General features: G+C 36.5%; 17 protein-coding genes. 1 reads left to right on the forward strand and 16 read right to left on the reverse strand.

The window, feature by feature from the left end; all coding sequences use genetic code 11:
* The first annotated feature begins 110 nt into the window (after positions 1–110).
* Positions 111–836, forward strand: a complete 726-nt coding sequence (locus BMZ06_RS10500; RefSeq protein WP_089751997.1) for an SDR family oxidoreductase — start codon at positions 111–113, stop codon at positions 834–836.
* Between the two features lie 110 nt (positions 837–946).
* Here BMZ06_RS10500 and BMZ06_RS10505 read toward each other — a convergent pair whose 3' ends face one another.
* From BMZ06_RS10505 to BMZ06_RS10580, 16 genes are all read right to left on the reverse strand, one after another.
* Complete coding sequence (locus BMZ06_RS10505; protein WP_089751998.1) at positions 947–1,324, reverse strand: VOC family protein; 378 nt, start codon at positions 1,322–1,324, stop codon at positions 947–949.
* A gap of 189 nt (positions 1,325–1,513) precedes the next feature.
* Positions 1,514–1,687 (reverse strand): hypothetical protein, encoded by a 174-nt coding sequence (locus BMZ06_RS20725; RefSeq protein WP_175477865.1) that lies wholly within the window; start codon positions 1,685–1,687, stop codon positions 1,514–1,516.
* Positions 1,688–1,817: 130 nt separating this feature from the next.
* Positions 1,818–2,330: a DinB family protein gene (locus BMZ06_RS10510; RefSeq protein ID WP_245755996.1), complete on the reverse strand. Its 513-nt coding sequence runs from the start codon at positions 2,328–2,330 to the stop codon at positions 1,818–1,820.
* A 31-nt stretch (positions 2,331–2,361) separates the two neighbouring features.
* Positions 2,362–2,904: a nucleoside/nucleotide kinase family protein gene (locus BMZ06_RS10515; protein ID WP_089751999.1), complete on the reverse strand. Its 543-nt coding sequence runs from the start codon at positions 2,902–2,904 to the stop codon at positions 2,362–2,364.
* A 152-nt stretch (positions 2,905–3,056) separates the two neighbouring features.
* Positions 3,057–4,220 carry a hypothetical protein gene (locus BMZ06_RS10520; protein WP_089752000.1) on the reverse strand — a complete coding sequence of 388 codons (1,164 nt, stop codon included), beginning with the start codon at positions 4,218–4,220 and terminating at the stop codon, positions 3,057–3,059.
* 11 nt (positions 4,221–4,231) lie between these two features.
* On the reverse strand, positions 4,232–5,470 hold the full coding sequence (locus BMZ06_RS10525) for a hypothetical protein (RefSeq protein ID WP_089752001.1): 1,239 nt from the start codon (positions 5,468–5,470) through the stop codon (positions 4,232–4,234).
* A complete protein-coding gene (locus BMZ06_RS10530; protein WP_089752002.1) occupies positions 5,467–6,354 on the reverse strand; it encodes an ABC transporter ATP-binding protein in 888 nt (295 codons plus the stop codon). Before BMZ06_RS10530 ends, BMZ06_RS10525 begins: the two co-directional genes overlap by 4 nt.
* The gene (locus tag BMZ06_RS10535; protein WP_089752003.1) at positions 6,348–7,112 is read right to left on the reverse strand and encodes a hypothetical protein; all 765 of its coding nucleotides are present in this window, start codon (positions 7,110–7,112) and stop codon (positions 6,348–6,350) included. Before BMZ06_RS10535 ends, BMZ06_RS10530 begins: the two co-directional genes overlap by 7 nt.
* Positions 7,105–7,659, reverse strand: a complete 555-nt coding sequence (locus tag BMZ06_RS10540; RefSeq protein WP_089752004.1) for an RNA polymerase sigma factor — start codon at positions 7,657–7,659, stop codon at positions 7,105–7,107. Before BMZ06_RS10540 ends, BMZ06_RS10535 begins: the two co-directional genes overlap by 8 nt.
* Positions 7,660–8,835: 1,176 nt before the next feature.
* A complete protein-coding gene (locus BMZ06_RS10550; protein ID WP_089752006.1) occupies positions 8,836–9,033 on the reverse strand; it encodes a hypothetical protein in 198 nt (65 codons plus the stop codon).
* 673 nt (positions 9,034–9,706) lie between these two features.
* The gene (locus tag BMZ06_RS10555) at positions 9,707–10,258 is read right to left on the reverse strand and encodes a GNAT family N-acetyltransferase (protein ID WP_089752007.1); all 552 of its coding nucleotides are present in this window, start codon (positions 10,256–10,258) and stop codon (positions 9,707–9,709) included.
* 364 nt (positions 10,259–10,622) lie between these two features.
* Complete coding sequence (locus BMZ06_RS10560) at positions 10,623–11,411, reverse strand: hypothetical protein (protein WP_175477866.1); 789 nt, start codon at positions 11,409–11,411, stop codon at positions 10,623–10,625.
* 566 nt (positions 11,412–11,977) lie between these two features.
* Complete coding sequence (locus BMZ06_RS10565; RefSeq protein WP_245755997.1) at positions 11,978–12,487, reverse strand: hypothetical protein; 510 nt, start codon at positions 12,485–12,487, stop codon at positions 11,978–11,980.
* 102 nt (positions 12,488–12,589) lie between these two features.
* Entirely contained in the window at positions 12,590–13,150 is a 561-nt protein-coding gene (locus BMZ06_RS10570) for a hypothetical protein (protein ID WP_089752008.1), read from the reverse strand.
* Positions 13,151–13,231: 81 nt separating this feature from the next.
* Positions 13,232–13,723 (reverse strand): DUF6199 family natural product biosynthesis protein, encoded by a 492-nt coding sequence (locus tag BMZ06_RS10575; protein WP_089752009.1) that lies wholly within the window; start codon positions 13,721–13,723, stop codon positions 13,232–13,234.
* Positions 13,724–13,832: 109 nt separating this feature from the next.
* Positions 13,833–14,032 (reverse strand): zinc ribbon domain-containing protein (locus BMZ06_RS10580; RefSeq protein ID WP_139205820.1); only part of this gene is annotated, 200 nt, incomplete at its 5' end.

Here is a 14,032-nt window from a genome sequence, read left to right on the forward strand (position 1 = left end):
TTCACGCTCACTCCAGCGAACTTTTTTACTTTTTTAAAGAGGAATTACTTTTTGTTAGGCGAATAAATGAGTAGGAAATACGAGTGCTTGAAAATAGCAGGAGGGATTCTATGAGAGTATTAGTTCTTGGAGCAAGCGGAGCTACCGGTAAACAAGTCGTCATGCAATTGATTAAAAGACAAATCAATACGCGCATTCTCATCCGGGAGACAGCCGTTCTTTCTCATGAGATACAAGACCATTCACTAGTGGAAACCGTGAAGGGCAATATCAACGAATTAACTGACTCTGATATGAGCGCTCTTTTACACGATTGTACAATCATTATCTCCTGCCTTGGTCACAATGTTTCCTTCAAAGGGATGTTTGGCAACCCTCGCTATTTGGTATTTGATACGATAAAGAGGATTACAGAGACAATCAAAAAAGATCCTGCTAAAAATATGAAACTTATACTTATGAGTACAACCGCTTATACGAACCCTTTATCCGGAGAGAAGAATTCAATAGCAGAAAAAATCATTTTTTCATTTCTCACGCTTTTACTTCCACCCCATCGGGACAATGTCAAAGCTGCCAATCATCTGGTTATCACGACAGGCCAAGAGGACAAAAATATCAATTGGATTGCCGTGCGCCCCGACTCTTTAATTAATGAGATGGAAAAGAGTTCCTATGAAATTTATGAATCCAAGATTAGAGGTCCCCTATTCAATGCCGGGAAAACCAGCAGGATTAACGTGAGTCATTTTATGGTGGAACTAGTTGCAGATGATTCTAAATGGAACCAATGGCAATACAAAACGCCGGTGATTTACAATAAAGACGGCCCTTAAAATTAATCCTGCATTTCTGTTAAGCTATTACACCTTCTCAACTTTTGATGTTTCTAGCAGAAATGTTATTATTTAGTCCTTGCCCACTAATCCCTCTACACACTATATGACTACTTTTCCATCACAGCAAAATAATGATCTTCATTATCCGCAAAATTAAATACTCTACCCGATGGCATATTTACAATTTCACCCACGGTTATTCCTTTGTTTTGCAAATCTTGATGTAGGTGTTCAAAATCATCAGAGTAGAACATTAAAGAAGGTGTATCAAGGTTTACTCCTGGAGACATGTTAGCCACGACCTCTTTGTTATGAAGAACAATAGTCGTTTCAGCCCCTTTTTTTGGGGCTATTTCTATCCATCTCATTCCGCCATCGTTGTTTTCTTCTGAAGTCACAATAAACCCTAATTTCTCTGTCCAAAAGTTCACTGCTTCATCCTGGTTATCAACATATAACATAATTTGACCCACTTTAGTGAACACTCTACTCCACTCCCTTTAAAGTTATACTCTATTATTCTCTATCCAGTAAGTGAATCCCTCCTCCTCTAAACGTCTCGAATAAAATAACTCCACACTCTCTAATTATTCAAGATTTATTCTCATTCATTAAACTCAGAAACTGAAACTATAGACACGATTCCAAGAAAAAGCTCGTCCCTCATACTCTAATCAAAAGCTTGTTGCTATCCAAATGATTAATAAAGCAAATATTATAGCAGCTCCTGTATGAACCCAGTTTCCCTTAAGTTTGCCTTTTACATTAGCAAAATCTTTAAGAATAATAGCTCCCCAACCTCCAGCGACTAATAGAACAATGATTATGGTTATTACGATATCATTCATTCGAGACCTCCATTTTCTTTTTTAAGTCTATTACCTTGATAGTAAATTTAAAAACTATCCAAGTGCTAAGAAAAAGACGATTGCTTTTGTTAAGCAATCGCCGCCATTTGTGTAAGACTCGAATTCAAATTTACTCTTTTGATAGCATTTTTCTAATTATTCTTATTTGACCTCTATGATTGATTTCATCTTCAAAAACATGAAACCAAATAAAGTAGTTATTAGAGGAATAATTGTCCCATAGCCTGTTTTCGTATAACCAATCATCAGTCAACGTCGCAAATTTCTGAAGTGTTCTATGTCTAATTTCTTCAAGTTTGGTGATATAAAAATCCAGTGAATATCCATTAATGTATTTTCTTCCTTTTTCTCCAAGACTGTAAGGAGATCCCCATTCCAACATTTCCTGTTCATTTGGACTTCGGCCTTCGAAAATTTCTATTTGAAATCCTTTCTCTACAGCAGCTATATGGAATAAAAGGGCTCCAATACTATTACCCTCCTTACCTGGTAAAAAATCCAATTCAGAGGTTGTTAGGCCTGATATAGCTTCTAACGTTGTTTTTCTCACATAGTTCATTTGTGACACTAGGTGACCTATTTGTGGAGTGAATCCTTTTAACGGCTCTATTTTTACTTCCAATTGAAACACTTCCTTTCCATCGACTAAACCATCATACTATGTTCAATACTTCTTGAGTAATAATTTCTGCAATCTCAAATTTAGGTAGTGTCCCGTCTACAATTAGGTCAGAATTTGGTTTTGTCGTATCTAACATAGTAAGATAACCTCGCCTCCCTCCAGCTAAGTAGTTATCTAAATCCAGTAATATCTCCTCAGCAGAACCACTCTTAAAATCTCTATGGATTCTGCGTGCCATTGCAATATCCAATGGAGTATCAATAAACACTGCAAAATCAATGAGACTACTTGTTTGACTATGTAAATAGGCAAATGGAAAATCTACTATTATGTAGTCTCGACGTTCAGTAATTAACTGATTTATGTCTCTAATAAGTGGTGATAAGTCCCAATCATCAGGATTACAGCCATTATCAATCCATTTAGTTATGTCTTTAGGACCATCAAAATCATAATCATCAAAATATATCGTTTTACTATTTGGTAATTTCCTTTTTACACAAGAAGCTATTGTCGTTTTTCCACCGCCTGAAACCGCAGCAATAGCAATAATCATTGGTGACTTTCTTTTCATTAAACTCCTCCAATATTTCAGTTTCTCTATAATTATTTAAATTAGGCCGAGTATCCTACGAGGAATCGTCCTCTTTTAAAAAAACGATTTTAAGACATTCTAATTATATAACTAACCTGATCAAGGAATTAATTTATGAATTATAAACCCAGTTAAGTAATATCCACCCTTTGCTCTCTCCTGCTTCTAAAGAAAAGAAATCCTCCTGATCCGGCAATCAAACCAACAAGAATCACCCAATACACCCATAATGCGTTCGTAAGACTAAATACATAAACTAGCAGAAAAGAAGAAATCAATAGTATTAACAGTATGGCCGCCGGAATCTGCAGCCCAACCAAAACCATATAACTGGATACCATTCGGGAGATCATGGCACTAATGACAGCTGTGCAAAAGGCAAGCGTGTAGATGATCGCCACCGTCACCCCTATGTATTCCAAAAACGTGAAATCATACCAGCTCAACAATGGCCATCCAAAACTAAAGGAGCTGAGTTCACTCGACCAGAACATACTCGTATCATTTTTTGAATAGAGAAGGAAAAAGACGCCGAGATACATCGTTGTCAGTAAAAAGGTAGTCATCAAACCGGCTGAAAATTTTGACCAGAACAACCCTCTTCCCATTTTAGAGGTATATTGCAGCTGAAGTAATCCTTTTTTCTGATCTGGAAGATACAAACGACCGATCACTATAAAAATGACGATCACAATTAAGATTCCTGTGTATTGAATGAGGTTTTTGTAGTTTTCGTATATTTGAAAGGGGAGGATGGACTGAAGATCCGTCTCCTTGTAAATCTGCTCTGCCTTTTTTTGGGCAGAAGAGTATTTGGTATCCTTTATGTTCCACTGTCCTCTGCGATTGTAATGAGACTGTACTGTTTTAAAACCTTGTATTTCCCAAAAAACATCAATGTCTTTATCAAACATAATTTCCGCATGAAGTTTATCTATCTTTTCATGAACATCTATACCATTCTCAGCTTCATTATAAAGTTTTCGATATTCTTCATAAGAAGTAACTCCAAGTTCCTGAGCAGTATCATTGTTCTGCAAATAAACTCCAGCTTCTTCCTTCGCAGCTTCCAACTTTTTTTGAAAGTCTTTGAATTCTGTTTCATCCATTTCGTGTCCATAATCCTCGATCATTTCTGCATAGATTTGCTGCATGTCGAGAGCAGGTCTGCCATTGGGAAAGTATTCAATATGAAAACTGAGAAAAAATTCATAAAAAAACAGACTGATAAGCAGAACTGCCAGCAATACCTTGGGATTCCAAAGTTTTTTAAATTCGTGTAAAAATACAGACATCCTAACCCTCCTCATGAAATTGCCTGGTATTTAAAGCGGTGCAGACGGAATAGGCTAAGTCCACCAAGACCGATGCCCCAGCTCAAAATGGTCATTAGCTCATAGTAAGAAAACATTGTCATCGGATTGTTCACAGTAAACCAGGCATGAGGATTCAGCATGAGAATGAATGGACTGAACTGAGCAGCAAAAATAAGAGGACTATGCCCCGGCACCAATCCCGGAATCCAAAGAAACAGACCGAGTACAACCGCAAATGCTAAATAGACAAGGTAGCTATTTTTCAACCATATCGACAATAACCAGCTTATAGCACTAAAAATCAGTTGGACCGCTATAACTAAAGCTACAAACAAGCCTACATATTCTATAAAAGACAGATTCCACCAGGATATGTAAGGCACTGGGGTCTCCCTCATGAAATAGTTACTGAAGGAAGAGTGCCACAATTGACTGTAATCAAATAGAATGAAATAGACAAGAAGCGTCAACCCGGTAAGCCCACCTGCAAAAATACCAGCCGAACATAATGATGCGGCAAGTTTATCTCTCATCAATTTCCGCCCACGCTTAGTAGAGAAAACGACGAGATCGGTTCTTTGCTCAAACTCATAGGTGCTTACATAAGCGGACAGTAAAACTACAAGTGCCATCACTTCAAAGAGAAGGATGAGACCTATCTCTTTAAACAGGAAAGTGTGCATCTTAAAGGTAAGACCATGAAAAAAGAAAGCGAGGTGCTCATCATTAGCTGCCACTTCTTGTTTCCGCCCCTCAATTTTTTTGAATTGAGAGCGTACCGTGTCAGCAGCTCCTCCACTTAGCCCGTGCTGTTGTATGACGGATGAACTGAATGTAGTAAAATCGAGTTCTCTATAAAAAGCGTCCGCCTGGCTGCCAGTCTGACTGTATAAATGCAGAATCTGAAGCTGTTCATAACGCTTCTGAGGAATACTTTCTTTCCAAGGGGCGTCCGAATCATTGAGAGCTTCATTCAGCGACTGATACCTTTCCCCCTCAACATGGGAGTTGCTCCACACCAAACCCTCTTGAAGATCACTTTCCATGGAGTGTAACGTTTCTTCCGTGGCCTTCTCTCCGTATGTACCTACAATATCTGATAGAACATTCACACTCCCGCGAGATGGAATATGGTCAGCCATAAGTAAAACATTAATACTGGTGAAAAAAAGGAGAAGACCAAGTAACAAGGGAGATTGAAATACCTTTTTCATTTCGTATTTGATCATACAATGCCACCAGTCAAATCGGTTTCTTCCTCGAATATATAGAGGAAGACATCCTCAAGCGTTGGACTCACGGTTGTCCACCCTTGATCCCTATCTCCTTTCTCCACAGCAAAGCGCATCATCATCTTACCCTCTTCCTGCTTTTCAGCAAGAACGGAGTAATCCGCCCGGAATTGCTCCACTTCTTCAAACGGAATCTTTGTTTCGAAAAGTTTTCCTTCAAGAAGGAGACACAGGTCTTCCTGCCTCTTCTTATAAAGAACCTGCTTATTCTTAATCATAACGATTTCATTGGCAATCGATTCCACATCCGATACGATATGGGTCGATAAAATAATGGTCCGCTCACGAGCCAGATTAGATAATATCTTTCTGAAGCGAGCTCTTTCTTTAGGATCCAGGCCGGCTGTCGGCTCATCAAGAATGAGAACCTGCGGGTCATTTAATAGTGCTTGACAGATCCCGACTCGCTGAATCATACCACCAGAGAATTTTTTCATTTTCTTATTTGCTACATCCTTGAGTCCAACAAGAGCAAGCAGCTCAGGGATTTTCTCTTTAGCTTCGCTTTTGGTTAATCCTTTAAGGGAAGCTAGATAAATAAGATATTTTTCTGGTGAATAATTTTTATAATAGCCGAATTCCTGCGGGAGATAGCCTAGGATATCACGATATTTCTCATCCAAATCGATGATGTTTTCACCATTGTAGGTGATTTCTCCTTTAGTTGGGAAAATTAAAGTGACGAGCATTTTGATTAAAGTAGTTTTCCCAGCGCCGTTGGGGGCAAGCAGACCATAAATACCCCGGTCAAACTGTAGATCTATCCCTTCTAAAGCAGTAAATTGCCTAAAGTTTTTAGTAACACGGTGTACCTCTAGCATAAGTGGCCTCCTCCGGCTTTCGTTTTGTGAAGAAATCTTACGGTTTGCTGCAGATATAAAAATGCCGCTCCAACTGCAATCACTAAATAAATATAAAACGGAATCTGCAGGAGGAACAGATCATATTTACTTCCTAAAACTCCTGCCAAAAACACATTGCCGACAATCCATCCTCCGATCACAACTACAGGAGACCATACATGCTCTGATGAATGTTGAATATATAGATAAGCGGTAGAGCAAAGGAAAAGGGCAGCCACAGACAAAAGAAACGCAAACCATACATCAAACTCAAAAGGTACCGTCATTGCGAAGATAACCAATCCGTTAACCATTAGACTGATAAAACTGAAAAGGAGCATTCGAACGGTAGCTATGATTCTCAGATTGTATTTACACGTCATTTCTACTTCAAAAGTCGGCTCTTGTTTTTTCCGTATAAAAAAGAAATAAACAAGGACACCGTATATAAACGGTGCGCCAGTGAAAGAGATTACATACATATTGACTTCCCGCCATGGGAGCCAGCCGGATGTGACGGTTAAAAACCCCAGCAAGGAAATGACAGCCATGATAAGTATAAATAACATTTCAGTCGCATCCCGGAAAATATGTTTCATCCCCACTTCTCTGACTATTCGGGAAATGCTTACGAAAAAAGACGGGGTCGTCTCTAACCCCTGTGATGTTATACACTTTACTTCTCTATCCAATTCTGACTCATTTGGATATGGAATTCTCTCTTGTTTGTCATTCATTCCAGTATTCCTCCTTTAACGCCTTCTTCACGAACTTTAGCGTCCGGTAATATTTTGTTTTGATTGTCGATAATGTAAGCCCTGTCTCCGCACTAATATCAGGAAACGTTCTCTCGCCCAAGAGTTTCATTCGGACGATACGCTCTTCTTCAGGTGCACAGCTTTCCAACAATTTAAGCGCTCTCTCAGCTTCAGCACGAGTAGCAAGTCTTTCGGTGAAGTCAGACTTATCCTCTATCTGCTCCTCTTCAGCCGAAACACCCTGGGTCGCCTCTTTAAACTGCTTTGAACGATAATGATCAATCACCCGGGATTTCGCCACCATGTACAGCCAGGTGCGAAACGAAGATCGGCCATCATAACGATAAAGGCTTTTTAACATACTAATGAAGATTTCCTGAGTGACATCTTTCGCCGTCTCTTTGTCATACATTTGTTTATAAACGTAGGCGAAAATTTCTTTATAATAGGCTTCTATGAGCTGATTAGCGCTATGTTTATTTCCGTGTTTTTGTACCGCCTTGATCCACCGTTTCTCTCTGTTCATGTGATTCTCCTCATGCTTTCTGCTCTGTATCTATTTATATATTCGTACGAGGTCTGAAAAAAGTTTTAAGTTTTTGTTTCTTCCCCAACAAATTATCTAAATAAAAGTGCCTGAGCCTCCTTTTTAACATGTTAAAAAGGAGGCTCAGGCATTAATTGAAATAATTCCGTACTACGTCGGTTTATGTAATAAGAACGAGTACCCTTTTAAGAAATTCCGCCCTCTACTTTTAGATTCAATATCAAGATATATAAAAATTTTTTTAGAATATGCAACAATTGTTTAGATGTTATACTCTTCCATACAAAATCAAATCTAAGAAGGTAAAATTAACATTTGGCTAGGTACATAGTAATTATTTTCCTCTCGATTCTATTAACGGCATGTACATCCGATACAGCAGCAGCTATTTCAAACTTAAAACCTCAAAAAGGAAAAGATTATTCAATCACTACCTTGCTAAAAGGCAAATCCTTTAGATACCGAACACCACAATAAAACTTTCGATGCCCCACATTCTGTTAGCATAAGTTCTTTAACTGTTTATCTTATGGATGAATCTCATTCTTACAATCACGACTATGAAAAAATTCTTGATATTGATTCTTACCCTTTAAAAAACCACTCTTCCAGTCGAGTTAGAAGATTTATTTCGTATAATGAGACCTATACGCATCAGTGCTTCCATTTCCTTAAGACTTGATTTCAAGATAATTAAAGCTGGCTTCTACCTTATATCAGGTTCACGATATAAGAAAAGCACATTGTCCCATTATCTCTTTTAAGAAACATTAGTCTACTCAAACAGTTAGGTAAAGTTATTGATTAATTGGAAACCATAAAGGATTCCATTTATAATTCCCCCTTGTATTAATGAGATAACAAGCAAATTCTTAGAAGCTTTTTTGTGCTTACTAAAATATTCATTCACTATTAAGTTAATGAAAAATAAGATTGCAACCAAGAATAAAAAATAAATAATATTCCACATAACGATTCTCACCTCAAATGCTAATAAAATCGGTATATTACTGACTTAAATAATAACAACCATAATTATTTCAGAGACAATTTGGTTATCAATATCGCTTTAATAGATATTGAACAACCGTTAGCAATTCACAAAGACTTGAATTCTAGATAACTTAACGACAAGACAGAATGAATAATGCCAACTTATGTATCCTTCCTATTTATGTAAATACCTATTAATACTTGCACCAATACATAAAGTGATACAGTAATTGCTGCTACTAGAAATACGTTATAATCCTCTAACACTACTGTTACAAAAAATAAAGCGAGGACTAAATAAATAACCGCAAATCTTTGCTGATATTTTCCTTTTTTAGATAACTTATCTGGTTTTTTCAATTATTTCGTTCCTTCCCTAGAGTTAATAATAAGTCGATGTAATAAACAAATATTTAATAGCTCCCTTTCTTTGAGAACTCGAATTCGAGATGTATTGTGTGAATTTATAATATAAAGCATTAATTTATGTATGATTAAATATTTCTTAAAGTTCATTATTGCTTTTCCGAAAGACTTTACTTAGTATATTTACAATTACTACCCCTATTACCCCACCGAGACTCGTCCCAATAAATGTAACCCACTCTATCCCTTCCTCTGTCCATACACTAATGGCTAAATGGATAATAAGCAGACTAACTACAAAATAAATTAAATATTTTAATGTATCTTTAATTGATATCTCCTCCGATAAACTTTTTCAGCCAACTGCTCCGACACTTCATAAGCTAACCTTCGTGACACCTGTACTTATGTATGAACGACGAGTAATATATTAAACAAAAACGCTCCGATACGTTAACATTCAAATTCTAAATAATTTTCAGCGAATTTTTCCTCCTCCATGGAGTTTGACATTGTATTCCCATCTCCTTATTACAACTCAGACATTCTATATCACTTAACCATCCTTCTCCGTTAGAAAAAACACGATTGTGCATTTTGAACAATTGCCTTCTTTACCGGAAGGAAGACTCTAAATCGATACATTTTTTCATTCAGAAGCATTCTATTAGTTTTTAGTTAAATCCCATTCCCTGCGCAATATTCCCATTTTTACAGCATCAAAATAATTGCCATTTACTTTCCTGGCTTCTCTAATTCGTGCCTCTTCTTTCATCCCTAACTTCTCAGCAACTTTAATCATTCTTCTATTTCCTGACCAAGTAGACATTCCCAAGCGATGTAAATCCGTATTTTGGAAAATATGGTCAATCCAAAGCTCATAGGCCTCACTTCCGTAGCCACCATTCCAATAATTCTTATCATAGATAACGATACCTGTATCTAACCAATCCGTATTTTTATCTACCCAATAAGAGCCAACGTAACCAATCGTTTTACCATCTACTAATATAGCTAGAGAAGCAGGCATGTCAGGGTAAATTTCATGTGCCCAATGACTTATGTATTCAGCTTTCGATATTTTTTCTTCAGTTATGTATGGTCCATTCCATTTTTTAGCTTCCTGCTCCTTGTCCTCATATTTCCAGAAATATAACTCATCAATATCTGTATCTGCTGCTTCCTTTAAAAGAACTTTTTTCCCATTAATTTGAACCATTTAAAACCCTCCAAGCGAATTTCTTTTTCTCAACTATTACAGATCGTCCCCAGTTCTATAAGACTCGAATTTGAGACATATTACAATTTTGGGGAAACTATTTTTTTGAGCTCCAAATCCTACTTATTAATTTTACAAGTACCCAACCTGAAACTCCCCCGAAAAATAAAGGAAGTACATGATCAGGACGACTACTAACAATACTTCGCTTAGTATATTCATTTTTCCACCCTTTAACTTCCTAAAAGATTAACAATTCCCTATCACCTAAGTCTCAAAAAGGGTTGGCGAAACCTCCTATTGAATAATTGCCCCCTATTCAACAATATTCGATTTCAAGATATTTTAAAAAGTATTTAGCTAATCAGACGTCCAGCCATAATGCCTTTGCTTCATGCTTAGATAGTTGAAAGTCATCAATAAAGAACTTTTGGAGGTTCCTCTCCGCAGAATTATTCACCCAATTTTTATAGGATTCAATTAACTTATTCATGTCTCCATTACAATATTTTTCAATTAATAAGTTAACGATATTAGTACTTCTCCAATAATCATAAAAAGCAGATGAGTAACCTAACCCGTTTCCACCTCTATATCCAGAATCACCAAAGAGATCGATCGTGTATTCTCCATATTCTGGCTTATATAACTCAATTAAACTACGCTCAACCTCCATAATTTCATTGAATTTGTCCGTTGATAAAATCATTTTTCGTGGAATGTAAAAACACATCCCTTCTTCAAACCACATGTTTTCTTCTTCATCCCAATCTTCAAATTCAGAATGAAAAAAATCAGCATGGTGAGTTAACTCATGCGCTGCAATAACAGCAATATCATCTATCGAAAGATGCTTGTAATACTGTTCAGCCTTTATAAGCCCTCTAGTCGTTGATAAAAAAATGTCCTTCCATGTATCTATCAGCGGGTTAATATGTATTAAGTCTCTTGATGTATATGCTGGGAGAGGGATTGTTGAATAAAGCTCCGTAGCCGATTTCAAATCATGAAAAATGATTCCCCTCGGGGATCCAAAAGTAGTTATGGCTTCAAGCGAAAGTGAGAAATGGTTAAGTTTTTCTAAAAGGAGTAGTCCGTTTCTTTCGATTTCTTCTGCATAAGACATATCTGTAATTGAAACTGCGTATTCCACCCAATCCACCTCAAAATATTAATTAATAGACATCGTTCTTTTCATACCAATTATTTCAAATCAGTCCCAATATCTCAATATATATTATCAGTAAGGGGCATACCTTGTTTAAGGTATGCCCCTTTGCATGAAGACTTGATATCAAGATAATTAACCATTATTTATACATTATCCTTATCACAACACGATATTTTTAAGATATAAAATACCATAGATTAAAGTACCAACAACTAAAATAAATAAGCCAACCATTAAGAACCCGTATGTAAAACCTCTAATCATTGAAATTAAATCTAAAAACATATTTTTTATAGACTTAAATATAAATTGCATCACAAAGCCTCCAACCAGCTATTAATTTGAAACATTCATTATTAAATACGGGTTATCCCAAATCAAGTGTTTCACACAACTATTGGTAAGAATATATAAGCTGAATACCAATAAACGGTATTCAGCTTATGTCCCCTTTTCTATAAGATTCGAACCCGAGATACTTTTGAATTAAATTCCATGCTTAATTGACATTTTTCACTTTATCTGGACTCTTCTTACTTTTTCTTCATTTAAGAATTCACATCTGGATCAAATAAATCTATCTCCTCTTTATTTGATCCCTTAATATCTTGCCATTCAATAACCATATAAATATCACTAATGTTTTCAAGCGAAATAGATTTCCCCTCTTCATCAATAAAAGTTCCACCTTCAGTTGCACCTGTGGAAGTTTGAGTTATATCTGATTCACTTCCCTGGATGGACTTTCCCTGAATGACCCTATCTTCATTATCTATAACAGCATGAACCCTAACACTAAAAAAATCAGTATTAAACTCTGCTTTATTTTTTATAGTTAGATTTCCATTTCCCGCTTTTAATATATCTGGTTTAATCAAAATATCATAGGAGTTAACTTCCCAATTTTCGCTTTCCCCAGATAATGATAAGTGAAAATTATTTCCCGTGCTTTTCTCATTATTATCACAACCAGAGAGAAAAGAAATAACTACTATTATACTTAACGATATTATCAATGCTTTTTTATGTATCACAACTACCTCACCTCTGGATGCCATTTCATTTAACACCATTCACCGATAAACTTACTGGCTAGGGGAACCTTTTTGTGGAACAATTACCCCCATTCCTTGAACTTGATTTTAAGAAGATACTTCAAGTTACATTAGTATATGGGTATAACCCATGATGTTCAGAACTACTCCCATCAGAGAAAATGCGATCCCCATATAAGAAGTCCACCGATTTTCATCTCTTCTTTCATCAAAGGTTTCAAGTGTTACCAAACCAAAAATCAATGTAACTAATGGAATAATTATAATTTGAGGGCCAAATGCAAAGCCAGCACCTCCCAAGATTAGTGCCGCCATTCCGAACATATTCTCCGAAGGATATTTTTCCAGTTCTTTTATTTCTTCTTCTGTCAAATCTTCATTATCTGAAAATAACCTTCTTAACTTACCGTCATTCTTATTAAATTTTCGCCCCACTATGGAGCCCAATCTAATAAAACCAATCGTACAAAGTGAAATAATACTATTAAAAATAATATCTTGTTCTCTTCCTAACGTAATTCCTACTCCTGCTATTTCGCTATCCTCCATTACCACGGAATAAATAGTTCCAATAGCCACACTAATTATTACTATTAAAATGAAACTTAATTTTTTAAACCTAAAGCTGAGTAATAAGCTTATTATAAATACCAATATCGATCCCAAATATCACATCTCCTCCTCTTTAAGAGTTCAATTAAGCTCAATAATAATTGTTTACTTGATGACATGATTTCAAATTATTAATTACAATAAGACAAACACCCCTATTATTGAAGCTAAGATACCACCAAGTCGATCCGCAATTAATGCAAGATCACTAGGGTGAGACTCACGTAATTTCCAACCTATTTCTAGATACCAAGCTGCATAGGGAAATATCGTCATGAATAAACCTACTAAAATGATTACTATACCTAATGGATTCCCCCATGAGTTATTAGGGGATATGGTAGTATCCTGATTTAATTGTTTATATTTATCAATTGCCTCTTCTCCCAAATCCATCTCTTCCATTGTTAAGTTTCCAGAGCCACCGCCATGTCCCGTATTTCCTGTTTGTTCATAATAATATTTATGACCATTTTCGAACTCAACTTCATACCTGTAACGATCAGCACCGCCTTCAAAGAAAACCTTCACTATCTCTCCATTAGATAATTCAATTTCTGTTGGGGCCTCTGCTGTTACATTACTGTTAACTGAAAAGGATATACATATCAGTGAACTACCCTCCACTTACCACCCTTACGGGTCGCTTGAAGTGGGGGCTTCTTGGGTAATCGCCACTTTTGTTAGCTGACGAAATAGACCAAGCTAACCCTCTTGTTCCAAGAGTTTATATTCATCAGAGCAGTGCTAATAGCCGAATTCCTTCTTTTTTGATGTTGAGAGCCGAATTGTAATCTCTATCGAGATTCACCCCGCACGAACAAGTGTATGTCCGAATATTCATAGGCATCGGCTTTGTATTTCCACAATGCGAACAAGTTTGTGTAGATGGGTACCATTTATCAATCTTGATCAAATGCTTTCCTTGTTCGTTCA

It is taken from the genome of Halobacillus alkaliphilus (genome assembly GCF_900113125.1).
Taxonomy (GTDB): domain Bacteria; phylum Bacillota; class Bacilli; order Bacillales; family Halobacillaceae; genus Halobacillus; species Halobacillus alkaliphilus.

What these genes read in the sequence shown, in the direction of transcription:
- BMZ06_RS10500 (WP_089751997.1), top strand. Translation starts at nt 111, where the DNA reads ATGAGAGTATTAGTTCTTGGAGCAAGCGGAGCTACCGGTAAACAAGTC.
- BMZ06_RS20725 (WP_175477865.1), bottom strand. Translation starts at nt 1,687, where the DNA reads ATGAATGATATCGTAATAACCATAATCATTGTTCTATTAGTCGCTGGA.
- BMZ06_RS10515 (WP_089751999.1), bottom strand. Translation starts at nt 2,904, where the DNA reads ATGAAAAGAAAGTCACCAATGATTATTGCTATTGCTGCGGTTTCAGGC.
- BMZ06_RS10520 (WP_089752000.1), bottom strand. Translation starts at nt 4,220, where the DNA reads ATGTCTGTATTTTTACACGAATTTAAAAAACTTTGGAATCCCAAGGTA.
- BMZ06_RS10525 (WP_089752001.1), bottom strand. Translation starts at nt 5,470, where the DNA reads ATGATCAAATACGAAATGAAAAAGGTATTTCAATCTCCCTTGTTACTT.
- BMZ06_RS10530 (WP_089752002.1), bottom strand. Translation starts at nt 6,354, where the DNA reads ATGCTAGAGGTACACCGTGTTACTAAAAACTTTAGGCAATTTACTGCT.
- BMZ06_RS10535 (WP_089752003.1), bottom strand. Translation starts at nt 7,112, where the DNA reads ATGAATGACAAACAAGAGAGAATTCCATATCCAAATGAGTCAGAATTG.
- BMZ06_RS10540 (WP_089752004.1), bottom strand. Translation starts at nt 7,659, where the DNA reads ATGAACAGAGAGAAACGGTGGATCAAGGCGGTACAAAAACACGGAAAT.
- BMZ06_RS10555 (WP_089752007.1), bottom strand. Translation starts at nt 10,258, where the DNA reads ATGGTTCAAATTAATGGGAAAAAAGTTCTTTTAAAGGAAGCAGCAGAT.
- BMZ06_RS10565 (WP_245755997.1), bottom strand. Translation starts at nt 12,487, where the DNA reads ATGGCATCCAGAGGTGAGGTAGTTGTGATACATAAAAAAGCATTGATA.